We start from the raw sequence: 25,875 nt of genomic DNA on the forward strand, positions 1-25,875 counted from the left end.
CTCCCCCTCCAGGGATCGGTACCTGGAGGCATGCTGAGGGCCCGCGACAGGCCGGCGGTGCCGGGGTGCTGGGTGACAGACAGCACTTCGGAAAAACGGATGCTGGGTGAGAGCCGGCATCGCGGAAACCGCGGAGAAGCCGCTAGGGCTTTTCCTTCGGCCCGGCAAAGACCACCCCCTTCATTGGGTGCAGCCGGGGCGGAAGAAAGACCCGAGTGACCGGCCAATGTCGGGACAGCGGCCGGCGGGGCGCGTGGGACGCGCCACGATTAACTAACAGAGAGGCACGGATCACGCGCCCCGCTTCCCACCTTCTTCAATGGCCAGACGGCGATAGCCGGGCGAGGCGGCGATGACGCATGCCCTCCGACTACCCGGCCAAAATCTCCACCCAGCTGGGGATGCGGCCGGTGGGGATCGTATGGCGCTTGTCGAGCCCCCCGGTCCCAGGATCGATGGCGAAAACGTCCATGAGCCCGCTCGCCTCGCCGAGCGCCAGGAGGAAGCGTCCATGCGGATCGAGGTTGAAAGAACGCGGCCAGGGCGCGGCAAAGGTGATTTGCCTCCGCTCGATAAGTCCCGTCGCCCCGTCCACGGCAAAGCCGGCGATCGAGTTCGCGCTGCGGTCGGACGCGTAGAGGAAGCGCCCGTCCGGCGTGATCCGGATATCCGCCGCCCAGCACTTTCCGCGCCAGTTGTCGGGCATGATCGAGAGCGACTGCAGCGGCTCGCGCGTCAGGGACTTCCCGTCGAAGCCGAAGACACCCACCGTCGAGGCCTTTTCCGTGAGCAGGTAGCCGAACCGCATCGACGGGTGGAAGACGAAATGCCTTGGCCCGCTGCCCGCGGCCGACCCGGCACGCTCCGGCTCGAGCGTCAGCTTTCCGGCCGCATCGAAGCGGTATTTCAGGATGAGGTCGCTGCCGAGGCTGGTCGCGAAGAACGCATCCGTGCCGGGGAGGGGAACCACGCAATGCATGTTGGGCTCGGCCTGGAGCGTATCGCTCGGCCCCTGCGCCACGCCGTCCGCCGCGATCGGGTTTATGCTGACCTTGCCGCCGCTATAGGAGGCCGAGAGAAGAAACCGGCCGCCTTCATCCGTCGCGATATGCGCCATGTTGTCCGCAAGCGGGCTCTTGCCGAGGAACTCGACCGATCGTCCTGCCGCATCCACCGCATAGGTGAGCACGGCGGGCGCGGCGCCGCGATAGGCGACATAAAGCTTGCTCCGGTCCGGGCCGAGCGTCATCGGATAGGAGCCCTTGGACTCCTCGAGGCCCGGAAGGTCGGCGTCCCGCAGGTGCGACAGCGCACCGGACCCGTCCAGTTCGTAAAGGCCAAGGCGGTTGTCGGCGGCGTTGCAGACAATCACGAAGCAGGAACTGGGCATGTCTTCCTCGGTCGGGCAGGAGCGTCTCCTGCCGGCAGTCTATGCGGGAACGCTGCGGGCCGCCATCTCGGCTGCGTGGAGTTCGCGCGCCGCGGCCCTGATGTCCTCGTGCTCCCCGGCGGCAGGCGGGCTCAGGAGGGGCAGCATCGGCCCGAGATCCGCGACGCCCGAATAGGTGACGGCCTGGTGGAGCACACGGATCGCGCTGGAGCGCTCGCGCAGCGCTTCGAGCCTGAGGAAAGGCTGGAGCAGCTTTTGCGCGCCAGCCCGGTCGCCGGCCTGCAGCGCCTTGAGGTAGCGCATCGACAGCGTCGGGGCGATGCAGACGCATCCCGCCGTGAAGCCGGCGAGCCCGAAATCGAGCAGATGCGGGAGGGCGGGCGGCTCGCCGAAGCCGCTGACGATTTTCTCCCGTCCGATCGCCGCGATCAGCTCGTCGAGATAGGGATCGACCAGGGGATCCTTGCGCGGCACGGCGTATTTTATGCCGAACACCACCCCCTCTTCATGAAGGCGCGCGATCGCCTTGGCAGGCACATAGCCGTCCGTCTTGATATAGACGATGAGCGGCACGCCCGACCGTCCGGAGAATTCCTCCAGCCCGCGCACCACGCCCTCGGGCGTCTGCGGCGCGATCAGCGGCAGAGCCATCGCGACCGGGAGTTTCCGGTGCTTCAGCACGGCGGCCATGTCCAGGAGCTTGCCCCAATCAGGGCCCACCGAGGGGATCAGCCAGCTGTCCGCCCCGGCGCTCTCCTCGAGGACGTCCAGCCATTCGTCGAATTTGGAGACCTGCCAGTTGTGCACATTGGCATTGCCGCCATAAAGCAGCGTCGTCACGCCGCCGGCTTCCAGATGCCGGATTTGCGCGGCATTGGCGGCGCGGTTGATCTCGAGGTCGGGCGTGAGCGCCAGCGGCGGCACGGCCAGGACGGATCGGGCCAACGCTGAATATGTCACCTTGGTTAACATGGCTGGCTTCCGTGCTGCCCCGACTGCGGGCGTATCTGGCCCGTTATCCAGCGTGAGTAGCGCTCCGAGGGCGACATTGTCAATCAACTTATCAAATCTGTTGCGGCGAGCGTCCTATTATGGTTGTAGTTTCAGAGCGGCCGCATGGCGGGTTTGGCGGAAGCATGCCCGGCCGTTGGACGCTAAAAACGTCGGTTCAGGTACCAAATGGCTCCGCCGCCGGCGGCTGGGCAGAGGGAGAAGCAGGATGGCTGAAGCAAGGCGGCGTTATGCGCTGGTCGGCACCGGCAACCGGGGCACCAAGATGTGGGGCAGGGACCTTTTGGCGGGATGGTCCGATTTCGTCGAACTGGTGGCGATCTGCGAGACCAATCCGCTGCGCGGCGAGCGCGCCCGTGCGATCATGGGATCGACGGCCCCGATCTATGCGGATTTCGACCACCTGCTGGCGGAGGCGAAGCCCGACCTGGTAATCGTCTGCACGCCGGACTACACCCATGACGACATCATCGTGAAGGCGCTGGATTTCGGCTGCGACGTCATTGCGGAAAAGCCGATGACCACGACTCCGGAGAAAATCCGGCGCATCATGGAGGCGGAGAAGCGGTCCGGCCGGAAGGTCGACGTCTCCTTCAACTACCGGTTTGCGCCTACCTCCGCCAAGATCAAGGAGCTTTTGAGCGCGGGCGCCATCGGCACCGTCACATCGGTCGATTTCCACTGGTATCTGGATACGCGGCACGGCGCCGACTATTTCCGCCGCTGGCATGCCTATCGGAAGAATTCGGGCAGCCTCTTCGTCCACAAGTCGACGCACCACTTCGATCTCCTCAACTGGTATCTCGATACGGAGCCGGAAGCCGTCAGCGCCTTCGGCGAGTTGCGCAACTATGGCAAGGCTGGGCCGTTCCGCTGGGTGCGCTGCAAGACCTGCCCTTACAAGGCCGAGTGCAACTACTATTTCGATCTCGCCTCCGATCCCTTCCTGGACGCGCTCTATGAGGAGCCGTCACAGCATGACGGCTATTTCCGCGATGCCTGCGTCTATCGCGAGGACATCGACATTCCCGACACGATGACGGCGACGATCCGCTACCGCAACCAGGTGACCGCCTCCTATTCCGTGAGCACCTATATGCCGATCGAGGGGCATTTCATCGCCTTCAACGGCACGATGGGCCGGCTGGAACTGCGCCAGTACGAGGACCAGCCGTGGGAGACGCCCCCGAGTGACGAGATCCTGCTGATCCGCAATTTCGGCGGCGGCGTTGAGCACATCTTCGTGCCGCATCAGCCGGGCGGTCACTATGGCGGCGATGACCGCATGCGCAACATGATCTTCAAGCCGGGCATGGAGGACGCGCTGAAGCAGCGTGCGGACTCGCGCGCCGGCGCCATGTCCGTGCTCTGCGGTGTTGCGGCCATGGAGAGCGTGCGCGCTGGCCGCATGGTCCGGATCGGCGACCTCATGCCCGAACTCGCCGGATGAACGCGTAGGATGTAGATACCCTATTTGCAAGACTTATTGACAAATTCCAGGGTGAAGTCTAACCTTTGAAGATCGAGAAGGGCGCCGCGTGGGATGCGGGGCGCATCAGGCTTCGCTCGGGAGGCGCTGCCATTCTCGGGACGGTAGACCGGAACAGAGCGCCGTCTTTGACTCGATCTCGGATCGACGGATCGCAAGGGAGGAATTCGACATGGCTCATTCATTCACACGCCGGACATTCCTGCACATGGCGGGAGCGGCCACCGCGCTGACGGCGGTGCCGGCTTTCGGGCAGGAGCGTCGCCTGCGCGCCTTCTGGTGGGGCGGGCAGGACCGTCTGAAGCGCACGCAGCAGGCGATCGCCGATTTCGTGGCGCAGAATCCGGGGCTCACCGTCGACAGCGAGTCGGTCGGCTTCGATGACTATATCACCCGGGTGTCGACGCAAATCGCCGGCGGCAACGGCCCCGACCTGTTCCAGATGGACTATCGCTATATCAGCGAATACGCCCAGCGCGGCGCGCTGGAGCCGCTGGACGACTATGTCGGCGAGCTGCTCGACCTTTCAGACTGGCCGGCGCCGACGGTGGACAGCCTGCGCGTCGACGGCAAGCTCTATGGCGTTAATCTCGGCAACAACACCAACGCGCTCTTCTTCGACAAGGAAGCGTACGGTAAGGTGGGGATCACCGAGATCCCGATCGGCACCACCTGGGAGCAGTTCCTCGACATGGCGCTGCAGGTCACCAAGGCGCATGACGGAAAATATTTCGGCTGCAACGATCCGAGCGGCAAGGCGGCTGCCTTCGACAACTACATGCGCCAGAAGGAGTTTGCCTCCTATGATGGCCAGTCGATCGGCACGCCGGTGGATGCGGTCACCGAATGGTTCGAGATGTGGGCCAAGGCCCGCGCCGACGGCGCTTCGCCGCCCGCCGACGTCGCCGCCCTCGACAAGGACACCGTGGATGCGAACCTGATCACCCAGGGCTATGCGGGCGCCGCCTTCGTTCACTCGAACGGCCTGGTAGGGTACCAGAAGACGACGCCGAAGCCGCTGGGCATCACCGCCTATCCGCAGGGTGCCGGACCGAAGAACGGCCAGTACCTGAAGCCGTCGAACTTCTGGAGCATCTATTCGGGCTCCAAGCTGAAGGAGGATGCCATCAAGCTGGCCAACTACACGGTCATGAACCCGGAAGGCGTCAAGGTTCTGGGCCTGGAGCGAGGCGTCCCTTGCTCGCCGAGGATGCAGGAGGTCGTCGCCCCGACCCTCGACGAGGTGAACAAGGCGTCCCTCGATTTCGTGATCGAGGCGACCAAGGTGGTGAGCCCCATTCCGCCGCCGCCTCCGCGCGGCGCAACGGAAGTCGAAGCCCTGCTTCGGGAAGTGAGCCAGCAGGTCGCCTTCGAGCAGATGACGCCCAAGGAGGGTGCCCAGCGTTATGTCGACGAGGGCAATGCGATTCTCGAGCGTGCCTGACCTTCCCAAGCAGAAGCGAAACTCAAAGGCCTGCATTGCGGGCCTTCTTTTTTGAGGGGCGGCAAATGGCAGGGCGGATTTTCCGCGCCGCGGCGATCGGCGACACCGGGCATTTCGACAAGGCGGGACGCTATCTCGGCTTTGCCGGCGGCCATGGCCTGCATCTTCCCTACCAGCATCTTCCGCAGGTGGAGATGGTGGCCGTCGCCGATGCCGATCCAAAAGCACGGGAGGAAGGCAGGATCGCGGCCGGTGCCGCGCGCGCCTATGCCGACTATCGCGAGATGCTGGAGAAGGAGCGGCCGGACATCGTTTCCATCTGCTCCCGCCATGCCGAGCGGCACGAGGCGGTGATCTCTGCCGCGGCGGAGGCGGGTGTGCACATTTATGTCGACAAGCCGATGGCGCCGGACCTCGAAAGCGCCGACCGGATGATCTCCGCTTGCGAAAGACGGGGCGTGCGCCTCGGCGTCGCGCATCAGAGCCGATATGTCGAGCCGTTCCTCACGGCCAAGCGCATGCTCGACGCAGGCGAGATCGGCACGCTTCTTTCGATGATCGGCCGCGGCAAGGAGGATCATCGCGGCGGCGGGGAGGATCTCATGTGCTGCGGCGTGCATACGCTCGACGCCATGCGCTTCTTTGCCGGCGATCCGCTCTGGGTCCAGGGCAGCTGCACCGTCGGCGGAAGGCCGATGGCGCGGCAGGCCGCCTATGAAGGAAAGGACTGCAACGGGCCGGTGGGCGGCGATTCGGTCTGGGGCATGTTCGGCTTCGCTGGCGGCGTGATCGGCCATGCGGTGAGCGTGCGCAACCAGCACCTTCACGGCGACCGATGGGGCCTGACGCTGATCGGCACGAGGGGCGTGCTTTCACTGCGCTACGGCGATTTCGAGCGCCGCACGACGCTGAAGATCTCGAAGGCGCCGTGCGTGCCGGAGGAGGCGGTCCTAGAGCACGTCGAGGCGCCCTTCGAGCCGGTCGTGCCCGGTTCGGAGGAATTGGGAAGCGTGCATATGCCGACGCGCGGCAACCGGCTCGCCGTCTGGGATATCCTCACATCGGAGCAGCCGCGGTCGAGCGGCCATGACGGGCGCTGGACGATCGAAATGGTGCACGGCATCTATGCTTCGCATCTGACAGGGCGTCGCCTGACTTTCCCTCTCGCCGACCGGCGCCATCCGCTCGCCTTCGGCTGCGAATACTGATTGCAGCCTGGCAGGCCAGAGTAGATCAATTTGTCTAGAAACTTTGCAAATCGGGTTGACAACTTCGTTAGGAGGCCTAAACCTTTGGCCGGCACTATGCGGCGGCTCCTGGCTGAGGCGCCTGCAGCGCTGCCGGCGGCTCGCCGGCTGACGTGGAGGAGCGGCGCCGGCGAGCCGGACGCGCTCAGGGAGTTTTCTGGACAGCGGCCGTCGCCCGTCTGCCCTCGGCTGCCCGCGCAAGGCGGCGGCCCAAGACCGGGATTGGAATCTCATGCCGAAGAAGATTTATCGCGCAGCTGCCATCGGGCACACCGGCTATGGCGAATATGGCCATCAGCTGCACATGCCCTATCAGTTCCTGCCTTTCACCAAGATGGTGGCGATCGCCGACCCGCACGAGGAGGGCCGCGCCACGGCCATGGCCGAGGCGAAGGCCGAGCGCTCCTATGCCGATTATCGCGAGATGCTGGAGAAAGAGGAGTTGGACATCGTCAGCGTCTGCCCGCGCCAGTCCTTCGAGCACGAGGAGATGATCACCGCAGCGATAGAGGCCGGCTGCCACGTCTATACCGACAAGCCGCTCGCCACGAGCCCGGAGGAATGCGACCGCATCATCGCGCTTGCCGAAAACCGCGGAGTGAAGATCGCGGTGGCGCACCAGAGCCGGTATGTCGAGCCGTTCCTGACCGCCAAGAAGATGCTCGAGCGCGGCGAAATCGGCGCGCTCACCAACATCATCGGCCGCGGCAAGGAGGATCGACGCGGCGGCGGCGAGGACACGATGGTACTCGGCTGCCATGTGATGGACGCCATGCGCTTCTTCGCCGGCGACCCGATCTGGGTTTCCGGCCGCGTCACCGCCAACGGGCGCGACATAACGAAGGCCGACTCCTTCATACCCCAGGAGAAAAACGGCCTGATTGCCGGCGATTCGGTCAACGCCTTCTATGCCTTTCCGAATGGCGTGGTCGGCCATTTCCAAAGCCGGGCGAACATGGAGAAGCGTGGCGAGCGCTGGGGCATCACGCTGATCGGCACGGAAGGCGTGTTGTCGCTGCGCTACGGCGACTGGACGCGGCGGACCACGCTCAAGCTCTCCAAGGCTGCGTCCGTTCCCGAGGAGGCCAACGACTTCACGGCCGTCGACGCGCCCTTTGAGCCGCCGGTGCCGGGCTCGCCCGATCCCGACACGGTGCATATGCCCACCCGCGGCAACCGGCTGGCGATCGCCGATCTCGTGGCGGCGGTCGAGGAGGACCGCGAGCCGATCTGCAGCGCGCGCGACGGGCGCTGGGCCATCGAGATGGTTCATGGCATCTATGCTTCGCATCTACACCGCCGGCAGGTTTCCCTGCCTTTGGAATTCCGCGGCAATCCGCTCGCCTTCTGAAAGGAAAGAACAATGAAGCGCCTAAGGCATGTCTTCATCGGCGTCGGCGCCGGCATCTTCAGGAACAGGCACAAGAAGGTTCTCGACCTTCCCACGCTTGAAGTGGTGGGCGTGAGCGATCTTCTCGGCGACCGCGCCAGGGAGCAGGGCGAGGAACTCGGCGTCCCCTGGTATGTGGATCATAGGGAGATGCTGGCGGCGCTGAAGCCGGATGTGGCGGTGATCACCACCTCTCATCCTTCCCACGCCTCGATCGCCATCGACTGCCTCAATGCCGGCGCGCATGTGCTGACGGAAAAGCCGATGGCGGTGCGCATCGCCGAAGCGGACGCGATGATGGAGGCGGCACAGCGCAACGGCAAGCTCATCTGCGTCAGCTACCAGCAGCGCTTCCGCGCCGATTCCCGGACGGCAAAGCGCATCATGGACGAGGGCGTTCTGGGCAAGATCCAGCATGTGGACATGATCGTGCCCTGGCCGCGCACGAGGCAGTACTTCACCGACAAGCCTTGGAGCGGCAAATGGAAGACCGAGGGCGGCGGCGTGCTCATCAATCAGGGGCCGCACAATATCGATCACCTGATCTATCTGATGGGCATGCCGAGCCGGCTCGTCGCCTGGAACCGCAACCTGCTCCACGATATCGAGACCGAGGACACGGTGCATGCGATGGTGGAGTGGGAGAGCGGGGCGCTCGGCTCCATCCACATCTCGACGGCTGAAGCGGGCCGCGAGGAACGGCTGGAGATCGTCGGCACCAAGGGCTCGCTGCAGGTCATCAAGGACGGGCATTTCCGCCTAAAGCTGCTCGAGGAGGATTTCCGCGACTACATCCTGCGGGACGGGGTCACCACCAAGCCGCCCGCTGTGAAGGAGGTGCCGGTCGAGTTCGAGAATGGCAATGGCGACCATCGCGAGGTCTACGAGAACTTCCACTCCGCCATTTTGAACGGCACGCCGCTCATCAACAATGGCGAGGAAGCGCGCATGTGCGTGGAGTTCTGCAATGCCATGATCTACTCGAATTACCGGAAGAAGGAGGTGCGCTTCCCGCTCGACCGCGCCGACTTCGAAGCGCTGTTCGAGGAACTGGTCGCCGGGAAATATCCCGACAAACGAGTCTAGCACGATGGTAGGGGTCAGGGCGGCGCTGATCGGGGTCGCCGGTTTCGGGCGCGTTCATTGCGCCGACCTCCTGCGGCTGAGCGAGCGCGGCGAGGCGAGGATCGCGGCGGCAACGATCCGCGATGAGGCGCGTGCCCCGGAGCATGCCGCGGCCCTGCGGGGAGCGGGTGCAAGGATCTTCTCCGACTATCGCGAGATGCTGGCCGCGCTAAAGGGAGAGATCGACCTCTGCTTCATCCCCACCGGCATCCACCTGCACGAGAAGATGACGGTCGACGCGCTGGAAGCGGGCGCCAATGTCTTCGTGGAAAAGCCCGCGGCCGCCACCATTGGCCAGGTGGAGAGGATGCGGGCGGCGGAAGCCACGGCCGGCCGCTTCGTCGCCGTAGGCTACCAGACCATGTACGCGCCCGAAACTCTCACGATGAAGCGGGCTATCCTGGACGGCACGATCGGAGCGCTTGAGGCGGTGAAATGCCGTGGTCTGTGGCCGCGTCCCGACACCTATTATGAAAAGCCGTGGATCGGCCGGATCCGCGAGGGGAATATCTGGATTCTCGATTCCCCCTTCAACAACGCTTTTGCGCATCAGCTGAACATGGTCGCCTTCCTGGCGGGCAGGGAACTTGCCCGGACTGCCGAACTGGCGGCGATTGAAGCCGAGCTCTACAGCGCCCGCGACATCGAAACAGCCGACACGGCGGCCATGCGCATCAGGACCAGGGACGACGCGCCGCTCTATTTCTTGGTCAGCCATTGTCCGGAAGGCGTGCTCAATCCTGAGATCGTCGTGCGCGGGAGCCGCGGCCGCATCCACTGGACGCCGGAGCGGCTGTTGATCGAGCGTGACGGCGCCGTCGTCACCGAGATGGAGTGCCTCACCGGCACGGACCTGCGCGACACGATGCTGCGTGCTGTGCTGAAGCGGATTGCCGAACCGCAACATTTTGTCTGTACGCTGGAGGTCGCGGCGGCTGAGACGCTTGCCGCCAACGGCGCGCATCTTTCCTCGCCGGTTCACCCGGTGCCGAAGGACATTGTCCGCCGCGTGCCGCAGGATTCTTCCATGCGCACTGTGATCGCCGGGCTGGACGAACTCATCGCCAGGGCTTTCACGGAGGAGAAGCTGCCGAGCGAACTTTGCGTGCCCTGGGCGGCGCCGGGCAAGAAGGTCGCGCTCGACCAGGCGGCCATTGCCGCGGCCTATCCCGAAACCGAAGAAAGCCCATGAAAATCGAGCATCTTGCGATCAACACGCCCGACCCGCGCGCGGCCGCGGACTGGTACGCGCCTCATCTCGGATTCAAGGTGGTGCGCTCCGGCCCGGCGCCGAAGCATGGCCGCTTCCTTGTCGACGATCGCGGCATGGTGATCGAACTCTACGACGATCCCGCCGACCGGCATCTGGACCTGGCCAAGCTCGGGGAGACGACTTTCCACCTGGCCCTAGCATCTGAGGATATCGAGCGGGACATTGAGCGGCTCTGCGCCGCTGGCGCCCGGCAGGTGGGCGACATCAACGACACGCCCCGGGGCGACCGGCTCGCCTTCCTGCGCGACCCGTTCGGCCTGACGCTACAGCTTGCGCAACGCAGGGAACCTCTTGCCTAGAACTCTGGCGCGGGGATTGTCAGGCAAGTGTGCATATGTCTAGTTGGGCCAGAAATGCCCGAGAGGCCGTGAATGGTTGGACTGCAGCTGACGCCGCCGCGCAAGGAACGCCTGGCCGATATACTCTATGGCCAAATCCTGGAGCAGATCCTTGCCGGCTCCTTCCGGGAAGGCGATCGCCTTCCGACCGAGCATGAGATCAGCTCCGCCTTCAACGTCTCGCGGCCGGTGGTCCGCGAAGCGCTCATCCGTTTGCAGGCCGATGGCCTGATCTATGCGCGCCGCGGCGCCGGCACTTTCGTGCGCGCCGTCCCTTCCGTCGCCATCACAAATTTCGCAACGCCGGCGAACATCTCCGGCTATCTGCGCTCTTTCGAGGTGCGGCTGGCGCTGGAGGCGGCCACAGCGAGCCTCGCCGCCGAGCGGCGCAGCCCCGCGCAGCTGAGCAGCATCGAGGAAGCCAACAACCGCATGCGCGAGAAGATGATGCGGGGCGAATCGGCCAATGAGGAGGATTTCGCCTTCCATCGCGAGATCGCCGTCGCCAGCGGAAACGAGCTCTTCGTCTCCCAGTTCGAGAGCCTGCGCCGAGAGGTCGGCGGCTCCATGAGCGTGGCGCTCGGCCTGACCAAGCTTGGCTCGGAAGAGCGCCGCAATACCGTCATGCGCGAGCATCAGCAGATCATCGAGGCAATCCGGGCGGGAAATGGCGAACTGGCGGCGCTCTATATGCGCTATCACCTGGTGCAGGCGCGCGAGCGCATCACCGACTCCCACCGCGATACCTGAAGCCTCAGTGGATCTCCGGCTCAGGGATCGGATCGGTGCCGGTCAGGAAATCGAAGTCGCAGCCGTCATGGGCCTGCGAGATGTGCTGCGCCGAAAGGAGGCCGAAGCCGCGCGGATAGTCGCGCGGGGGCCGGACATAGTCGGCAAGACGCCGGGCGATCTCCTCGTCCGACAGATGCAGCTCGATGCTGCGCCGGCTGACGCTGATCGTGATGAGGTCGCCGGTCCTGACCGCGGCGAGCGGGCCCTTGACGTAGCTTTCCGGCGAGACATGGAGCACGCAGGCGCCGTAGCTCGTGCCCGACATGCGCGCGTCGGAGATGCGCACCATATCGCGCACCCCCTGCTGCAGGAGCTTTTTCGGGATGGGCAGCATGCCCCATTCCGGCATGCCCGGCCCGCCGACGGGGCCGGCGGTGCGCAGCACGAGGACGCTGTCGGCGGTCACGTCCAGGTCTTCGCGGTCGATATTCGCCACGAGGTCGTTATAGGTTTCGAACACGACCGCCGGGCCGGTATGCTCCAGGAGCCGCGGCTCGGCGGCGGCCGGCTTCATGACGCAACCCTCCGGCGCAAGATTGCCGCGCAGCACCGCCAGCCCTCCCGAGCCCGAGACGGGGTTGGAGAGCGGCCGGATGACGTCCGGGTTGTAGTTCTGCGCAAATTCCAGCGCCTCGCCCAGGCTTTTGCCGGAAGCGGTGGGAACCTCAAGGTCGAGGAGCGAACCGAGTTCCTTCTGCAGGGCAAGCAGCCCGCCGGCATAGAAGAAGTCCTCCATGAGCCAGGCGCCGGAGGGGCGCAGATTGGCCAGCACCGGCACTCGTCCGGCCACCCGGTCGAAATCGTCGATGGTGAGGTGAACCCCCGCGCGCCGCGCCATGGCGATCAGGTGGACGATGGCGTTGGTGGAGCCGGCGAGCGCCATGTGAACCACCAGAGCGTTCTCGAAAGCCTGCGGCGTGAGGACGTCGCGCGGCTTGATGTCCTGCCAGACCATTTCGACCACCCGCGCGCCCGTGCGCGCGGCCATGCGCGAATGACCGGAATCGGAGGCGGGAATCGACGAAGAGCCGGGCAGCGCCATAGAGAGCGTCTCGGCAAGCGCGGTCATGGTGGAGGCGGTCCCCATGGTCATGCAGGTGCCGTAGGAGCGGGCGATGCCCTGCTCCATCTCCAGCCATTGCGCATCGGTGATGTTGCCGGCCTTGCGCTCGGCCCAGTATTTCCAAACATCGGAGCCGGAGCCCAGGATCTTTCCGCCCCAGTTGCCGCGCAGCATCGGGCCTGCGGGCATGAACAGGGTGGGAATGTTCATGGAAATGGCGCCCATGATCGTGGCCGGCGTGGTCTTGTCGCAGCCGCCCATCAGCACCGCGCCATCAGCCGGATGCGAGCGCAGAAGCTCTTCCACCTCCATGGCGAGAAAGTTGCGGTAGAGCATGGAGGTTGGCTTCGTGTAGGTCTCGTCCAGCGTCATCGCCGGGATCTCGATGGGGAAGCCGCCCGCCTGCCAGACGCCGCGCTTCACATCCTCGACGCGGCGCTTGAAATGCGTATGGCAGGGATTGATGTCGCTCCAGGTGTTGATGATCGCGATGACCGGCTTGCCTTTGATCTCGTCGAGAGAATAGCCCATCTGCACCAGCCGCGAGCGGTGGCCGAAGGAGCGCAGGTCGTCGTGGCCGAACCAGCGGAAGCTGCGGAGTTCTTCAGGAGACTTTGGCATTGGCTTCTCTGTTTGCGGCGCGATCCGCCCGCTTCGGGCAGGCGTTCCCATGCCTTCCTAGGCGATCCGAGGCAAAGATGTAAAGTGAATTTACTTTTAGCAGTTGCGGTAAGCTATTGGTAGCGATGCTGCCGGGAGAGGACAGCCCGAAATAGAAACCGGGGAGGGAGTCCAATTTGGCCGATCGACCAGCGGACGAGGTCAATTGCGGATTTGGTCCGAACCGGCTACTCAAACTCATCCGCAGTTCCGCCCGTGCGGCGCTTGTCCGAGATTCCGAGGATTTGAGGCGTGCTCATCAAGCAAGCAGTCCTGGAAGGCATTGCGCGCGGTGAAATCACGCTTGCCTTCCGCCGCTGGAAAAAGCCGACCGTGACACCGGGCACGGCGCTGCGCACCGCCCTCGGCGAGTTGTCGATCCGCGCGGTCAGCCTGGTCGAGGAAGCATCACTCACCGAGGAGGACGCCCGACGAGCGGGTTTCGCATCGCTCCCGGAACTGAAAGAAGGTTTGCGCCGGGACGATGGACGCGCGCTCTATCGCATCGAGTTCTGCGGCCTCGAGCCGGACCGCCGAACCATGCTGCGCGAGGAGCCGCTCGATAGCAAAGAGGCAGCGAGCCTCGCCGCAAAACTTGCACGTTGGGACAAGGCCGGGGGCGAGGACGGTTACCATCGGCGTGTGCTGGAGCTCATCGCGGCTGAGCCCGGGATTCCGGCCGGCCGGCTGGCGGGCAAGCTCGGGGTCGAAAAGCTGAAATTCAAGCGCGACGTGCGGAAGCTTAAAGAGCTTGGCCTGACCGAAAGCCTCAAGGTCGGCTATCGGATTTCGCCACGAGGGAAAGGGCTGCTCGACATGCTGGGGACAGGGGCTTGACCACTTTCACTCCGACAAACCCGGCGGAAGCGCTCAACACGGTCCGCTGGGCGGCGGCCGACGAAACGCCACTCGAGGTGGTGGGCCACGGCTCGAAACGCGGCATCGGCCGCCCGGCGCAGACCGAGCATGTGCTGGATCTGTCGAAGCTCACTGGCGTCACGCTTTACGAACCGGAAGAGCTGGTGCTCTCCGCCAGAGCCGGCACCCCGATCGCCGAGATCGAGGCGCTGGTTTCGGAGCACAACCAGCAGCTTGCCTTCGAGCCGATGGATTATGGACCGCTGCTCGGCGGGGCCGCCGGGCGGGGGACCATCGGCGGGGTGCTCGCCGCCAATCTCTCCGGGCCGCGGCGCATCAAGGCCGGGGCGGCGCGAGACCATGTGCTGGGTGTGCATGCGGTGTCGGGACGGGGCGAAGCGTTCAAATCCGGTGGCCGTGTGGTGAAGAATGTCACCGGTTACGATCTTTCCAAGGGTCTGGCCGGATCCTGGGGCACGCTCGCAGTGGTGACGGATGTCACTTTCAAGGTGCTGCCCGCGCCGGAAACGGAAAAGACGCTGGTTCTGACGGGGCTTGACGATGCCAAGGCCGCAGCCGCCATGGCGGAGGCTATGGGATCGAGCGCCGAAGTCTCGGGTGCCGCCCACCTGCCCGAAGGGGTAGTTGGGCGCTTCCTCGGCGGCGCTCTGTCGGGCGGCGCGCGCACTCTCCTGCGCATCGAAGGTGTCGGCCCGTCCGTGGACTATCGCTTCGATCTGCTGGCGCGGCTCTTGCGGTCCTATGCGACGGCCGAGGCCGTCGAGCGGGAGGACTCGCGCAGTCTATGGCGCGAGGTCCGCGACTGCCGGCCCTTTGCCGACGGAACGGCCGCGCCGGTGTGGCGGGTTTCCATGTCCCCCACCGAGGGGCACAGGATGGTCGACGCGTTTAGAAGGCTCGCCGGCGCCAACGCCTACTACGACTGGCAGGGCGGGCTGATATGGCTGCGTATGGAAGCCGACCCGGAAGCGGAGGGCCTGCGCGGGCTGATCGGCCATTTCGGCGGCGGTCACGCGACACTGGTCCGCGCGCCGGCGGGGGTCAGGGCCGCGGTTCCCGTCTTCCAGCCGCAGCCGCCGGCGCTCGCCGCCCTGGCGGCGCGGCTGAAGGAGCAGTTCGACCCCAAGAACATCCTCAATCCGGGACGGACGGCCGCCGGCTGACCCCATGCTAAGGTGAGCCCCCTCGAAGCGGGAGAAGATCATGAGCGACATGAACCAGGAACCGACACCCACGCGGGGAAGCCCCGGCTGGCTGGAGCCCGGTCCGGCCAATGTCCAACTCGTCTACATTCTTTACCTGGTAAGCCTCGTCGTCGGGATTACCGCTTTGATCGGCGTGGTCATTGCCTATATGAACAGGGGAAAATCGGAGGCATGGGTCGAGACCCACTATACCTGGGCTATACGCACCTTCTGGATCGGCCTCCTCTTCGGGCTTGTTTCGGCGATCCTGATGGTGGTCGGCATCGGCTTCCTGCTCTTCCTGGCAGTGGCCGTCTGGGCGATCGTGCGCATCGTGATCGGACTGCAGGCGGTAAGCCGGAACGAGCCGATCAGGAACCCGGAAAGCTGGATGCTTTAGAAAGAGATGCAGACCAATTTCACGCCCGAGCAGCTGGCCGACCCGCAGACCGCCGAGTCCGAGACGATCCTGCGCAAATGCGTGCATTGCGGCTTCTGCACGGCCACCTGCCCGACCTATGTCGAGCTGGGCAATGAGCTCGACAGCCCGCGCGGGCGCATCTATCTCATCAAGGACATGCTGGAGGACGGGCGGTCCGCCGACCGCGAGACGGTCACGCATATAGACCGCTGCCTCTCCTGCCTGTCCTGCATGAGCACCTGCCCGTCAGGCGTGAACTACATGCACCTCGTCGATCATGCGCGGGCGCATATCGAAAGGACCTACCGCCGGCCCTTCTTCGACCGGCTGATCCGCGCCACGCTGGCGCGCGTTCTGCCCTATCCCAAGCGCTTCCGGGCTGCGCTCAGGCTCGCGCAATTCGGGCGGCCGCTGATGCCGCTATTCCGGGCTGTTCCCGGCCTGAAGCCCGTTGCAGCCATGCTGGAGCTTGCGCCGACCGGCATACCCGCCGCTGGCCAGCCAGAGGCGGGCAAACCCGCCGGAGCTGCGCGCGGCCGCGTGGCGATTCTCGCTGGTTGCGCCCAGTCGGTGCTCGATCCCGGCATCAATGCCGCCACGATGCGGCTGCTCACGCGTCTCGGCGTGGAGGTGGTGCGGGCGGAGGGTGAGGGCTGCTGCGGCGCGCTGGTGCACCACATGGGCCGTGAGGACGAGGCGCTCGATTTTGCCCGGCGCAATGTTGACGCATGGACGCGCGCCATCGAGGATGGCGGGCTCGATGCGATCGTCATCACCGCATCGGGCTGCGGCACGACGATCAAGGACTATGGGCATATGCTGCGGCTCGACCTTGCCTATGCGGAAAAGGCGGCGCGGGTATCGGCGCTGGCGAAGGACGTCACGGAGTACATTTCCTCGCTGAACCTGCCCGAACCCGAGATTCTGCCAGGCCTGGCAGTTGCCTATCACTCCGCCTGCTCCATGCAGCACGGCCAAAGGATCACGCGTCAGCCGCGCGCCTTGCTCACGCGTGCCGGCTTTGTGGTGAGGGAGCCGCGCGAAGGGCATCTGTGCTGCGGCTCGGCCGGCACCTACAACATCCTGCAACCGGAGATCTCGCGGCGGCTGCGCGACCGCAAGGTCACGAACATCGAGGCAACCGCCGCCGCGGTGATTGCCACCGGCAATATCGGCTGCATCACCCAGATCGCATCGGGCACGAAACTTCCCATCGTGCACACGGTGGAACTGCTCGATTGGGCCTATGGCGGGCCGAAACCGGCAGGGGTTCCGGAGCCGGCGCCGCAAGCGGCAAGGCAGCCCGTCGCCGCGGCATAAGGAAAAGGCAGCGCCCCTTTGGAGGCGCTGCCTTCCCAAGACGACGCCGGCAAGACCCCTCCGGCCGGCTCGTCCCCCGCAGATGGAATCAGATTACCACGACCTTGGTGCCGACGTGAACACGTCGATAGAGGTCTATGACATCTTCATTACGCATGCGGATGCAGCCGGAGGAAACGGCCTGGCCGATGGTCCAGGGTGCGTTGGTGCCGTGGATGCGGTAAAGGGTCGAGCCCAGATAAAGGGCGCGGGCGCCGAGGGGATTGTGCGGCCCGCCCTTGACATAGGTCGGCAGCACCTTGCCCTTTTTCCGCTCGCGCACAATCATCTCGGCTGGCGGGCGCCAGTCCGGCCATTCCCGCTTCCTGGTGATCGTATGCGTGCCGGCCCACTGGAATCCGGGCATGCCCACTCCAACGCCGTAGCGCCGCGCCTTGCCACCGTCGAGGATGAGGAACAGGAAGCGCTGGTGGGTATCGACGACGATCATGCCCGGCTTGTGCGGCCCCGTATAGACTACCTCCTGCGGCAGGAATTTGGGGTCGATGACGCGTTCCGGGGGCGGAGCCGCTTTCGGCACCACCACTGCCGTGTGCACATGGGGCTGGATCACGTGTCGCCGCTTGACCACGCGGTGCTTGACCTGCGGCTGGACGTAGTAGACGCGCCGCTGCACATGATGCGGTTCCACCGGCGCCCGGCGCAGCTGCAGGATCCAGGGAGCGGCCAGGTCCGGGCTTACGAGCACCGGCGGCCGTTCGACATAGCGGTCCTGCGCCTGGGCGGCGCCGGAAAGGAAAAGGGCGGCAACGAGGCCAGCCAGATACAAAAGGGATTTCATCGACCTGCTCTCCGCACGAACCTGCCGTTCGGACGCGCCTCCGCCCCCTCAGGAAACGGGTTGCGCCTCCGGAAAGCGCATGTATGCGCTCCTGTCAGGATGCTGCATCAACAGGCCGAGGGAATGGTGAATCCGCTTTCATAAAATGCGATACCGGAACGAAACCGTCGGGCGTGGTTACCGGCCGGTTCGAAACGCTGGTGAACGGCCCCTTAATGGGCGTAGGGTGAAATGAGCGAAGAAAGAACGGGACTGGTTGAGGGCGCCGACGGCAGGACGCGCTGCGCCTGGCACGCAAACCTGCCGGACTACATGGCCTATCACGACCAGGAATGGGGCTGGCCCGTCGCCGACGATCGCCGGCTCTTCGAGAAGCTCTGCCTGGAGGGCTTCCAGTCCGGCCTTTCCTGGCTCACGATCCTGCGCAAGCGCGAGAATTTCCGCGACGCCTTCGATGGCTTCGATATCGAGCGCGTCGCCCGGTACACCGAGGAGGATGTTGAGCGGCTGCTGAGGAACCCCGGCATTATTCGCCACGGCGGAAAAATCCGTTCCACGATCAACAATGCGCGCCGGGCAATCGAGCTGTGCGAGAAGGAGGGCTCGCTAGCCCGCTATTTCTGGCGGCACGAGCCCAGCCCCGAGGAGCGGCCGGCCAGGATTGATTTCGCGACATTGAGGGCCAATCCTACGACCGAGATCTCCACGCGCATTTCGAAGGATCTGAAAAAACGCGGCTGGACCTTCGTGGGGCCGACCACCGTCTATGCCTTCATGCAGGCTATGGGGCTAGTGAATGACCATATCGAAGGATGCTTCGCGCGCGACGAGGTGGAAAAGGACCGGCAGCGGTTCCAGCGGCCCATCTGAGGCTGGCAGCGGATAGCAGCGGATGACGATCGAGTTCAGGGCTGATCCCTATCCCGCGAACGGAGCCATGAATGATCTCTGGCGGCAGGCCTGGGGCGCGACGGAGCTGCGGGATTTCGCGCCCGTTCTCACGCGCAGCCTGGCGCATGTGGGTGCCTATGCGGAAGAGCGGCTGATCGGCTTCGTGAACGTCGCCTGGGACGGTGGCGTCCACGCCTTCATCCTGGACACCTGCGTGCACCCGGATTTCCGCCGACAGGGCATCGGCGTGCGCCTAGTGCGTGAGGCGGCGCGCCTTGCGCGCGGACGCGGCGCCCACTGGCTGCATGTCGACTTCGAGGCGCATCTGGAAAAATTCTACCGCGAATGCGGCTTTGAACCGACCAAGGCTGGCCTGATCCGCCTTCGTCCTTGAGAAGGATGTAGCCTTCCGTGGCCTGCCGGACGCGCCATTCGCAAGCTGGAAAAATAGGTGGCCGACACCCATAATGAGGTCCTGGCGACCGGCCGCACCGATGGAGCGGAAAATGGAGCAATTTGCGCGTATCACCCAGAGCCCGGACGTAATGGGGGGCAAAGCGTGTGTCCGGGATACCCGTGTCACGGTCGGCACGATTGTCGGCCAGCTCGGTTCCGGTTATAGCATCGAAAATATCGTAGCCGATTATCCCTATCTCGAGCGCGAGGATATTCTGCAAGCAATTCGCTACGCCGCATGGCGTGCTGATGAGCGGGAGGTCGAACTCGCCGCCACATGAAGCTTCTTGTCGACATGAATTTGTCGCCGCGCTGGATAGGCATTCTCGCCGGAGCGGGCTTTGAGGCAGTGCACTGGTCTACCTGCGGGAATGCCAGCGCATCCGACAGGGAATTGTACAGATCCGTGCGGCGGACCTGAATCCTGATGTGATCGGCACCGCTGTCATTCAGGCCTTGCACCAAATGGCAGACGAACTGGCTAGAGGTGCGCTGCTCACTATCGAGCCAAGCCGCACCCGCCTGCGGATTTTGCCACTGCCGGCTGCCGCCAGAGAATGACCTGCGGCTCTGGCGTCGCAGCCGGCTCCGAACCTTTGCTTGACTCTCGCGGCTGCCCCGACTATCTCGGCCGCTGTTAGCACTCTTGAATGGCGAGTGCTAAAGACCCTCCGCCATGAGAGGCGGAGGAAAAGCCTTTTTCAAAGTCCGAATCAAGGGTGCAAGACATGGCCAGCACGAATTTTCGCCCGCTTCATGACCGCGTGGTCGTTCGCCGGGTCGAATCCGAGGATAAGACGGCCGGCGGGATCATCATTCCCGACACCGCGAAGGAGAAGCCGCAGGAAGGCGAGGTCATCGCCGTAGGCCCCGGCGCGCGCGACGAGAGCGGCAAGCTCGTTCCACTCGATGTGAAGACGGGCGACCGCGTTCTCTTCGGAAAGTGGTCGGGAACGGAAGTGAGGCTCAATGGCCAGGATCTCCTGATCATGAAGGAGTCCGACATCATGGGCATCGTCGGCTGATCACTGGCCGCCGGTAGCTGAACGAAACCGGGCCCCGCCCGAAAGCCAGGAGCAACAGACATGGCTGCAAAAGACGTAAAATTTTCCCGTGACGCCCGCGAGCGCATGCTGCGCGGCGTCAACATCCTCGCCGACGCGGTGAAGGTCACGCTCGGCCCCAAGGGCCGCAACGTCGTCCTCGACAAGTCCTTCGGCGCGCCCCGCATCACCAAGGATGGCGTGACCGTCGCCAAGGAGATCGAGCTCGAGGACAAGTTCGAGAACATGGGCGCGCAGATGGTGCGCGAGGTGGCCTCGAAGACCAACGACATCGCCGGCGACGGCACCACGACCGCCACCGTTCTCGCCCAGGCGATCGTGCAGGAAGGCGCCAAGGCGGTTGCCGCGGGCATGAACCCGATGGACCTGAAGCGCGGCATCGATCTCGCCGTGAATGACGTCGTCGCGTATCTCACCAGCGCTTCCAAGAAGATCAAGACTTCGGAAGAGGTCGCCCAGGTCGGCACCATCTCAGCCAATGGCGAGAAGGAGATCGGCCAGATGATCGCAGAGGCGATGCAGAAGGTCGGCAATGAGGGCGTGATCACGGTCGAGGAAGCCAAGACCGCCGAGACCGAACTCGAGGTCGTGGAAGGCATGCAGTTCGACCGCGGCTATCTCTCGCCCTACTTCATCACCAATCCGGAGAAGATGGTCGCCGAGCTCGATGATGCGTACATCCTCCTGCACGAGAAGAAGCTCTCCAACCTCCAGTCGCTGCTGCCAGTCCTCGAGGCCGTCGTCCAGTCGGCCCGTCCGCTCCTCATCATCGCCGAGGATGTAGAAGGCGAGGCGCTTGCCACCCTCGTGGTCAACAAGCTGCGCGGCGGCCTGAAGATCGCTGCCGTGAAGGCTCCCGGCTTCGGCGACCGCCGCAAGGCCATGCTCGAGGACATCGCGATCCTCACCGGCGGCCAGGTGATCTCCGAGGACCTCGGCATCAAGCTCGAGAACGTCACGCTCGACATGCTGGGCCGCGCCAAGAAGATCTCCATCGCCAAGGAGACCACGACCATTGTCGATGGCGCCGGCAAGAAGCCGGAGATCGAGGGCCGCGTTGCCCAGATCAAGGCCCAGATCGAGGAGACCACCTCAGACTATGACCGCGAGAAGCTGCAGGAGCGTCTGGCCAAGCTCGCCGGCGGCGTTGCGGTCATCCGCGTCGGCGGTGCGACCGAGGTCGAGGTGAAGGAGAAGAAGGATCGCGTCGACGACGCGCTGAACGCCACCCGCGCTGCGGTCGAGGAAGGCATCGTGCCCGGCGGCGGCGTGGCGCTGCTGCGCGCCTCCACCGCCATCCAGGCCAAGGGCGAGAATCCGGATCAGGATGCCGGCATCAACATCGTCCGCCGTGCCATCCAGGCCCCGGCGCGCCAGATTGCGTCCAATGCGGGGGCCGAAGCCTCCATCGTGGCGGGCAAGATCCTGGAGAACACCGGCGTCACCTTCGGCTACAATGCCCAGACCGGCGAATATGGCGACATGATCGCGATGGGCATCGTCGACCCGATGAAGGTCGTTCGTACGGCGCTTCAGGATGCCGCGTCGGTGGCTGGCCTGCTGGTCACCACGGAAGCGATGGTCGCCGAGCTGCCGAAGAGGGAATCGGCGCCTGCCATGCCCGGCGGCGGCATGGGCGGCATGGGCGGCATGGATTTCTAATCGTCCAGGAACATTCGGTTTTGGAGGGCGGCAGCAATGCCGCCCTTTTTTGTGGGCCCGCGGGGTGTCTTTGGTGGATCGGCCCTCGAGAAATGAAATATGGTTCTCCCGGTGCGCCGACGAACGCAACGATCGAGCCTTACCCGGCTCGCGGGTCACGTCTAGTTTCGCGTCGTTCGTCAGAGGTGGGATTGATCGTGCAGGAATTTCTTCTGTTCGCGGGTGTCGGCTTCCTCGCCCAGATCATCGACGGCGCTCTCGGCATGGCCTATGGCGTGGTCTGTTCCACCGTGCTCCTGAGCTTCGGCGTTCCGCCGGCGCACGCTTCGGCCTCGGTGCACGCTGCGGAGCTCTTCACCACTGCCGCTTCGGGTTCGGCTCACCTCTACCATCGCAATATCGACTGGCGGCTTTTCGTGCGGCTCGCTCCCTTCGGCATACTGGGCGGCTGCCTCGGCGCCTACGTGCTCACCTCTTTCGAGGGGGATGCGATAAAGCCCTTCGTGACCACCTATCTGGCACTTGTCGGGGTCTGGCTTCTTTTCCGGTCCTTCAGGAAAATCCCCACCAATCCCGTTCCTACGGGGATCGTTGCGCCTCTCGGTGCGGCCGGCGGCTTTCTCGACGCGGCAGGTGGGGGCGGCTGGGGTCCCATCGTGACCACCGGCCTGCTCGGCGCCGGCGGGGCGCCGCGCTATGTTATCGGAACGGTGAATGCCAGCGAATTCCTGATCACCCTGTCGGTCTCTGTCACCTTCCTTCTCGCCCTGCTTACCGGTCACTGGGAGGCAGGCGGCAGCTACATGGAGCATGCCACCGCCGTGGCCGGGCTGATCGTGGGCGGTATCCTTGCCGCGCCCTTCGCCGGCTGGGTCATAAAATCCGTGCCGGAGCGTGTCCTGCTGCGAGCGATCGGCTGCCTGATCGTGCTGCTTGCGACCTGGCAAACCCTGCAACTGCTCGAGCTTGTGTGAGCCTTCAGGCACGGTGACCGCATTTAATCGGTACAAATGGGCAGGGTCCTCGCGCACGGGCTAGCAAAAGCCATGTCCTTGGAGCATATGGCGGAAAGACTATTGGAGTGGACCCTCGCATGACGAAGACCCGGATCGAAACCGACACTTTTGGCCCGATCGAAGTGCCCGCGGATTGCTACTGGGGCGCGCAGACGCAGCGCTCCCTCACCAATTTCCGCATCGGGGTGGAGAAGATGCCGGTGCCGCTGATCCGCGCCCTCGGCCTTCTGAAGCTTGCCGCAGCCGAGGTGAACATGAAGCTCGGCAAGCTGGACCCCGAGCTCGGCGAGGCGATCGTGTCGGCCGCGCGGGAGGTGGCGGAGGGACGGCTTGACGCCCAGTTCCCGCTCGCGGTGTGGCAGACCGGATCGGGCACCCAGAGCAATATGAACGCGAATGAGGTGATCGCCAACCGCGCCATCGAGATGCTCGGCGGACAGATGGGTTCGAAGAAGCCGGTGCATCCGAACGACCACGTGAATATGAGCCAGTCGTCCAATGACAGCTTCCCGACCGCCATGCACATCGCGACAGCGCAAGAGGCTGTCACGCAGCTTCTGCCGGCATTGGATCATCTGACGGCGGCGCTGGAGGAGAAGGAGCGCGCCTTTTCCAGCATCATCAAGATCGGCCGCACCCATACCCAGGACGCAACGCCGCTCACGCTGGGGCAGGAATTTTCCGGATATGTGGCGGCGCTGAAACTTGGCCGCAGGCGCATCGAGGCGGCCCTGCAGGACGTCTATGCTCTTGCTCAGGGCGGCACCGCCGTGGGAACCGGCCTTAATGCCCCGAAGGATTTCGACAGGGCGTTTGCCGAGCGGGTGGCGGCGATCACCGGCCTGCCCTTCCGCACGGCGGAGAACAAGTTCGAGGCTCTGGCGAGCCATGGCGCGCTCAATTTCTTCCATGGAGCGCTGAACGCGCTTGCCGCGGACCTCTTCAAGATCGCCAACGATATCCGCTTCCTGGGCTCCGGTCCGCGTTCCGGCCTGGGCGAGCTCAAGCTGCCGGAGAACGAGCCCGGCTCCTCGATAATGCCAGGCAAGGTGAACCCGACCCAGGCGGAGGCGCTGACCATGGTGGCGACCCAGGTGATGGGCAATCAAACGGTGGTCAGCGTCGCCGCGAGCCAGGGCCATTTCGAGCTCAACGTCTTCAAGCCCGTGGTCGCCAATGCGGTACTGCAGTCCACCCGTTTGCTTTGTGATGCGATGCGCTCCTTCGCCGACAACGGCGTGAAAGGGATCGAGGCCGACGAGACACGCATCAGGGAGTTGATGGAGCGCTCGCTGATGCTTGTGACCGCTCTCGCCCCTGCAATTGGCTACGACAATGCCGCCATGATTGCAAAGAGCGCGCACAAGAACGGCACGACCCTGCGCGAGGAAGCGCTGAAGACTGGGCTTGTGACAGCGGAAGATTACGACAGACTTGTGCGCCCGGAAGACATGATCGCCCCGAAGTGATCGCGGAGCCAAACGGCTCCTGCGCGAAGACACAGCGTCAACCGGGATGGCTATAGGCGTGCGCCGCCAAGCTGGCTATGTACCGCCACCCACAACAGCGAGTCGCACCACATGTCCAATGACGTTATCGTTCTTCTCGGCCGCATTCTCCTGGCGATCATTTTCATCTTCTCCGGCTTCGGCAAGCTGACCGATCTCGGCGGCACCGCCGGCTATTTCGGGGGTCTGGGGCTTCCGCTGCCGCAGGCCACCGCCTGGTTGGTAGCCCTGGTCGAATTCCTGGGCGGTCTCGGCGTCCTTGTCGGCTTTCAGACCAGGATCTCCGCCGTCCTGCTTGCCATCTTCACCTTCGCTTCGGCCTTCATCGCCCATTTCAATTTTGCCGACCAGATGCAGCTCATCCAGTTCCTCAAGAACCTTGCCATCACCGGCGGCTTCCTGGCGTTGATCGCCCATGGTCCCGGCGCGCTCTCGATTGATAGCCGGCGCCGCTGACGGACGGCTTTCTCCTCGAAGGACCCGCCGAACGCGGGTCCTTTTTTGATTCCATGGCGGGTCTCCTCTTCAAAAGCCGGTGATAAGCTTGCCTCCCGGGTCAAAAGCCCGTGATGCGGGCGGATTGCTGATTGCACACCCCGCCCGCGCGGTCATCTAAGGATGGTGAGCGTCGGGGTGGGAAGGCTGGAGCGATGGGGAGGCCGCGGGCCGCGGAGGACAGGAAGCTAAGACCATGGCGGTTCCTGCCGCTCGGGCTGCTCCTGCTCGGGCTCGCAGCAGCCTATGCCATGGGCTGGCACGAGCATCTCAAACTCTCCGCGCTTGTGGAGCGGCGGGCGGTGCTGCAGGCCTGGATCGGCGCGCATCCCCTCCTTTCCGCCGGCGGCTTCACACTTCTTTACGCGGCCGCCGTGGCGATGGCCTTTCCGGCAGCCTCGCTCCTTACTATTGCGGCCGGCTTTTTCTTCGGCTGGCTGGTGGGCGGCATCCTGGCGGTCGTCGCGGCGGTTCTGGGCTCGGCGGCGCTATTCCTTGCAGCCCGATCCGCCTTCGGCGATATCCTCAAACGGCGCATAGGGGGCCGGGCGGCGCGATTGGCGCAGGGTTTTGAGGAGGGCGCCTTCGGTTATCTGCTTGTGCTCCGGCTCGCTCCCATCGTTCCCTTCTGGCTGGTCAATATCGTGCCTGCCTTCTTCAATGTCCCGCTGAGGATTTTCGTCACCGCCACCGCGCTCGGGATTTTACCGGGCGCGTTTGCCTATGCCTATCTCGGGCACGGCCTCGAGAGCGTTCTCCTTGCGGCTGCCGCGTCCGGAGAGGATATCGAGCTTCATGACCTGGTGACAGCAAAGCTGACCTTGGCCCTGGCAGCGCTGGCGGTCCTGGCCGCGATCGCGATGGTCTTGAAAAGGAAATGCGCGGCGAAGCTGCCGTGACGCATCAGGGAACGAGA

At 64.6% G+C, this 25,875-nt stretch carries 26 protein-coding genes; 22 read left to right on the forward strand and 4 right to left on the reverse strand.

What is annotated here, in order from left to right; translation table 11 throughout:
- Positions 1 to 370 precede the first annotated feature (370 nt).
- Both RIN79_RS06220 and RIN79_RS06225 read right to left on the reverse strand, forming a co-directional pair.
- Positions 371 to 1,390: a lactonase family protein gene (locus RIN79_RS06220; protein WP_309083770.1), complete on the reverse strand. Its 1,020-nt coding sequence runs from the start codon at positions 1,388 to 1,390 to the stop codon at positions 371 to 373.
- A gap of 39 nt (positions 1,391 to 1,429) precedes the next feature.
- The gene (locus RIN79_RS06225) at positions 1,430 to 2,335 is read right to left on the reverse strand and encodes a dihydrodipicolinate synthase family protein (RefSeq protein ID WP_309083771.1); all 906 of its coding nucleotides are present in this window, start codon (positions 2,333 to 2,335) and stop codon (positions 1,430 to 1,432) included.
- Between the two features lie 274 nt (positions 2,336 to 2,609).
- Between RIN79_RS06225 and RIN79_RS06230 the strand changes: the two genes are divergently transcribed.
- The 8 genes from RIN79_RS06230 to RIN79_RS06265 all read left to right on the forward strand — a co-directional run bounded on the left by RIN79_RS06230 (position 2,610) and on the right by RIN79_RS06265 (position 11,457).
- Positions 2,610 to 3,851: a Gfo/Idh/MocA family oxidoreductase gene (locus RIN79_RS06230; RefSeq protein ID WP_309083772.1), complete on the forward strand. Its 1,242-nt coding sequence runs from the start codon at positions 2,610 to 2,612 to the stop codon at positions 3,849 to 3,851.
- A gap of 211 nt (positions 3,852 to 4,062) precedes the next feature.
- Positions 4,063 to 5,334, forward strand: coding sequence for an extracellular solute-binding protein (locus RIN79_RS06235; RefSeq protein WP_309083773.1), 1,272 nt, complete (start codon positions 4,063 to 4,065; stop codon positions 5,332 to 5,334).
- A 65-nt stretch (positions 5,335 to 5,399) separates the two neighbouring features.
- Positions 5,400 to 6,542: a Gfo/Idh/MocA family oxidoreductase gene (locus tag RIN79_RS06240; RefSeq protein WP_309083774.1), complete on the forward strand. Its 1,143-nt coding sequence runs from the start codon at positions 5,400 to 5,402 to the stop codon at positions 6,540 to 6,542.
- Between the two features lie 271 nt (positions 6,543 to 6,813).
- Complete coding sequence (locus RIN79_RS06245) at positions 6,814 to 7,932, forward strand: Gfo/Idh/MocA family oxidoreductase (protein WP_309083775.1); 1,119 nt, start codon at positions 6,814 to 6,816, stop codon at positions 7,930 to 7,932.
- A gap of 12 nt (positions 7,933 to 7,944) precedes the next feature.
- The gene (locus RIN79_RS06250) at positions 7,945 to 9,057 is read left to right on the forward strand and encodes a Gfo/Idh/MocA family oxidoreductase (RefSeq protein ID WP_309083776.1); all 1,113 of its coding nucleotides are present in this window, start codon (positions 7,945 to 7,947) and stop codon (positions 9,055 to 9,057) included.
- A gap of 4 nt (positions 9,058 to 9,061) precedes the next feature.
- Complete coding sequence (locus RIN79_RS06255; RefSeq protein ID WP_309083777.1) at positions 9,062 to 10,288, forward strand: Gfo/Idh/MocA family oxidoreductase; 1,227 nt, start codon at positions 9,062 to 9,064, stop codon at positions 10,286 to 10,288.
- Positions 10,285 to 10,668 (forward strand): VOC family protein, encoded by a 384-nt coding sequence (locus RIN79_RS06260; protein WP_309083778.1) that lies wholly within the window; start codon positions 10,285 to 10,287, stop codon positions 10,666 to 10,668. The genes RIN79_RS06255 and RIN79_RS06260 overlap by 4 nt, the downstream gene beginning before the upstream one ends.
- 72 nt (positions 10,669 to 10,740) lie before the next feature.
- A complete protein-coding gene (locus RIN79_RS06265; protein WP_309083779.1) occupies positions 10,741 to 11,457 on the forward strand; it encodes a FadR/GntR family transcriptional regulator in 717 nt (238 codons plus the stop codon).
- A 4-nt stretch (positions 11,458 to 11,461) separates the two neighbouring features.
- Here the strand turns inward: RIN79_RS06265 and araD are convergent, their stop codons facing one another.
- Positions 11,462 to 13,183, reverse strand: coding sequence for an L-arabinonate dehydratase (gene araD, locus RIN79_RS06270; RefSeq protein WP_309083780.1), 1,722 nt, complete (start codon positions 13,181 to 13,183; stop codon positions 11,462 to 11,464).
- 291 nt (positions 13,184 to 13,474) lie between these two features.
- On the opposite strand from araD, the gene RIN79_RS06275 reads away from it, so the two are divergent.
- From RIN79_RS06275 to glcF, 4 genes are read left to right on the forward strand one after another with little or no spacing between them, the layout of a single operon-like run.
- Positions 13,475 to 14,059: an ASCH domain-containing protein gene (locus tag RIN79_RS06275; protein ID WP_309083781.1), complete on the forward strand. Its 585-nt coding sequence runs from the start codon at positions 13,475 to 13,477 to the stop codon at positions 14,057 to 14,059.
- The gene (gene glcE, locus RIN79_RS06280) at positions 14,056 to 15,264 is read left to right on the forward strand and encodes a glycolate oxidase subunit GlcE (RefSeq protein ID WP_309083782.1); all 1,209 of its coding nucleotides are present in this window, start codon (positions 14,056 to 14,058) and stop codon (positions 15,262 to 15,264) included. Before RIN79_RS06275 ends, glcE begins: the two co-directional genes overlap by 4 nt.
- A 40-nt stretch (positions 15,265 to 15,304) precedes the next feature.
- Positions 15,305 to 15,685, forward strand: a complete 381-nt coding sequence (locus tag RIN79_RS06285) for a DUF4870 domain-containing protein (RefSeq protein ID WP_309083783.1) — start codon at positions 15,305 to 15,307, stop codon at positions 15,683 to 15,685.
- A 6-nt stretch (positions 15,686 to 15,691) separates the two neighbouring features.
- Positions 15,692 to 17,026, forward strand: a complete 1,335-nt coding sequence (glcF, locus tag RIN79_RS06290; RefSeq protein WP_309083784.1) for a glycolate oxidase subunit GlcF — start codon at positions 15,692 to 15,694, stop codon at positions 17,024 to 17,026.
- A gap of 88 nt (positions 17,027 to 17,114) precedes the next feature.
- On the opposite strand, the gene RIN79_RS06295 is transcribed toward glcF, so the two are convergent.
- A complete protein-coding gene (locus RIN79_RS06295; protein ID WP_309083785.1) occupies positions 17,115 to 17,867 on the reverse strand; it encodes a L,D-transpeptidase in 753 nt (250 codons plus the stop codon).
- Positions 17,868 to 18,098: 231 nt separating this feature from the next.
- Between RIN79_RS06295 and RIN79_RS06300 the strand changes: the two genes are divergently transcribed.
- From RIN79_RS06300 to RIN79_RS06340, 10 genes are all read left to right on the forward strand, one after another.
- The gene (locus RIN79_RS06300; protein ID WP_309083786.1) at positions 18,099 to 18,737 is read left to right on the forward strand and encodes a DNA-3-methyladenine glycosylase I; all 639 of its coding nucleotides are present in this window, start codon (positions 18,099 to 18,101) and stop codon (positions 18,735 to 18,737) included.
- A gap of 22 nt (positions 18,738 to 18,759) precedes the next feature.
- On the forward strand, positions 18,760 to 19,152 hold the full coding sequence (locus RIN79_RS06305; protein ID WP_309083787.1) for a GNAT family N-acetyltransferase: 393 nt from the start codon (positions 18,760 to 18,762) through the stop codon (positions 19,150 to 19,152).
- 112 nt (positions 19,153 to 19,264) lie between these two features.
- Positions 19,265 to 19,495, forward strand: coding sequence for a DUF433 domain-containing protein (locus tag RIN79_RS06310; protein WP_309083788.1), 231 nt, complete (start codon positions 19,265 to 19,267; stop codon positions 19,493 to 19,495).
- Positions 19,496 to 19,509: 14 nt separating this feature from the next.
- The gene (locus RIN79_RS21550) at positions 19,510 to 19,635 is read left to right on the forward strand and encodes a hypothetical protein (protein ID WP_375165885.1); all 126 of its coding nucleotides are present in this window, start codon (positions 19,510 to 19,512) and stop codon (positions 19,633 to 19,635) included.
- 307 nt (positions 19,636 to 19,942) lie between these two features.
- Positions 19,943 to 20,239, forward strand: a complete 297-nt coding sequence (gene groES, locus RIN79_RS06315) for a co-chaperone GroES (protein WP_309083789.1) — start codon at positions 19,943 to 19,945, stop codon at positions 20,237 to 20,239.
- Positions 20,240 to 20,299: 60 nt separating this feature from the next.
- A complete protein-coding gene (gene groL / locus RIN79_RS06320) occupies positions 20,300 to 21,940 on the forward strand; it encodes a chaperonin GroEL (protein ID WP_309083790.1) in 1,641 nt (546 codons plus the stop codon).
- 197 nt (positions 21,941 to 22,137) lie between these two features.
- On the forward strand, positions 22,138 to 22,914 hold the full coding sequence (locus RIN79_RS06325) for a sulfite exporter TauE/SafE family protein (protein WP_309083791.1): 777 nt from the start codon (positions 22,138 to 22,140) through the stop codon (positions 22,912 to 22,914).
- A gap of 119 nt (positions 22,915 to 23,033) precedes the next feature.
- Positions 23,034 to 24,425: a class II fumarate hydratase gene (fumC, locus tag RIN79_RS06330; protein ID WP_309083792.1), complete on the forward strand. Its 1,392-nt coding sequence runs from the start codon at positions 23,034 to 23,036 to the stop codon at positions 24,423 to 24,425.
- Between the two features lie 111 nt (positions 24,426 to 24,536).
- Positions 24,537 to 24,920 carry a DoxX family protein gene (locus RIN79_RS06335; protein WP_309083793.1) on the forward strand — a complete coding sequence of 128 codons (384 nt, stop codon included), beginning with the start codon at positions 24,537 to 24,539 and terminating at the stop codon, positions 24,918 to 24,920.
- A 194-nt stretch (positions 24,921 to 25,114) separates the two neighbouring features.
- The gene (locus RIN79_RS06340) at positions 25,115 to 25,858 is read left to right on the forward strand and encodes a VTT domain-containing protein (protein WP_309083794.1); all 744 of its coding nucleotides are present in this window, start codon (positions 25,115 to 25,117) and stop codon (positions 25,856 to 25,858) included.
- The last annotated feature ends 17 nt before the right edge of the window (positions 25,859 to 25,875 follow it).

It is taken from the genome of Chelativorans sp., from assembly GCF_031180965.1.
Classification (GTDB): Bacteria; Pseudomonadota; Alphaproteobacteria; order Rhizobiales; family Rhizobiaceae; genus Chelativorans.

Coding starts and splice junctions, on each gene's coding strand:
- RIN79_RS06240 (WP_309083774.1), top strand. CDS start 5,400: ATGGCAGGGCGGATTTTCCGCGCCGCGGCGATCGGCGACACCGGGCAT.
- RIN79_RS06255 (WP_309083777.1), top strand. CDS start 9,062: ATGGTAGGGGTCAGGGCGGCGCTGATCGGGGTCGCCGGTTTCGGGCGC.
- RIN79_RS06340 (WP_309083794.1), top strand. CDS start 25,115: ATGGGGAGGCCGCGGGCCGCGGAGGACAGGAAGCTAAGACCATGGCGG.
- glcF (WP_309083784.1), top strand. CDS start 15,692: ATGCAGACCAATTTCACGCCCGAGCAGCTGGCCGACCCGCAGACCGCC.
- fumC (WP_309083792.1), top strand. CDS start 23,034: ATGACGAAGACCCGGATCGAAACCGACACTTTTGGCCCGATCGAAGTG.
- groES (WP_309083789.1), top strand. CDS start 19,943: ATGGCCAGCACGAATTTTCGCCCGCTTCATGACCGCGTGGTCGTTCGC.
- RIN79_RS06235 (WP_309083773.1), top strand. CDS start 4,063: ATGGCTCATTCATTCACACGCCGGACATTCCTGCACATGGCGGGAGCG.
- RIN79_RS06305 (WP_309083787.1), top strand. CDS start 18,760: ATGACGATCGAGTTCAGGGCTGATCCCTATCCCGCGAACGGAGCCATG.
- RIN79_RS06265 (WP_309083779.1), top strand. CDS start 10,741: ATGGTTGGACTGCAGCTGACGCCGCCGCGCAAGGAACGCCTGGCCGAT.
- RIN79_RS06310 (WP_309083788.1), top strand. CDS start 19,265: ATGGAGCAATTTGCGCGTATCACCCAGAGCCCGGACGTAATGGGGGGC.
- RIN79_RS06300 (WP_309083786.1), top strand. CDS start 18,099: ATGAGCGAAGAAAGAACGGGACTGGTTGAGGGCGCCGACGGCAGGACG.
- RIN79_RS06295 (WP_309083785.1), bottom strand. CDS start 17,867: ATGAAATCCCTTTTGTATCTGGCTGGCCTCGTTGCCGCCCTTTTCCTT.
- RIN79_RS06250 (WP_309083776.1), top strand. CDS start 7,945: ATGAAGCGCCTAAGGCATGTCTTCATCGGCGTCGGCGCCGGCATCTTC.
- araD (WP_309083780.1), bottom strand. CDS start 13,183: ATGCCAAAGTCTCCTGAAGAACTCCGCAGCTTCCGCTGGTTCGGCCAC.
- RIN79_RS06230 (WP_309083772.1), top strand. CDS start 2,610: ATGGCTGAAGCAAGGCGGCGTTATGCGCTGGTCGGCACCGGCAACCGG.
- RIN79_RS06245 (WP_309083775.1), top strand. CDS start 6,814: ATGCCGAAGAAGATTTATCGCGCAGCTGCCATCGGGCACACCGGCTAT.
- RIN79_RS06260 (WP_309083778.1), top strand. CDS start 10,285: ATGAAAATCGAGCATCTTGCGATCAACACGCCCGACCCGCGCGCGGCC.
- RIN79_RS06220 (WP_309083770.1), bottom strand. CDS start 1,390: ATGCCCAGTTCCTGCTTCGTGATTGTCTGCAACGCCGCCGACAACCGC.
- RIN79_RS21550 (WP_375165885.1), top strand. CDS start 19,510: ATGAATTTGTCGCCGCGCTGGATAGGCATTCTCGCCGGAGCGGGCTTT.
- RIN79_RS06335 (WP_309083793.1), top strand. CDS start 24,537: ATGTCCAATGACGTTATCGTTCTTCTCGGCCGCATTCTCCTGGCGATC.
- groL (WP_309083790.1), top strand. CDS start 20,300: ATGGCTGCAAAAGACGTAAAATTTTCCCGTGACGCCCGCGAGCGCATG.
- RIN79_RS06285 (WP_309083783.1), top strand. CDS start 15,305: ATGAGCGACATGAACCAGGAACCGACACCCACGCGGGGAAGCCCCGGC.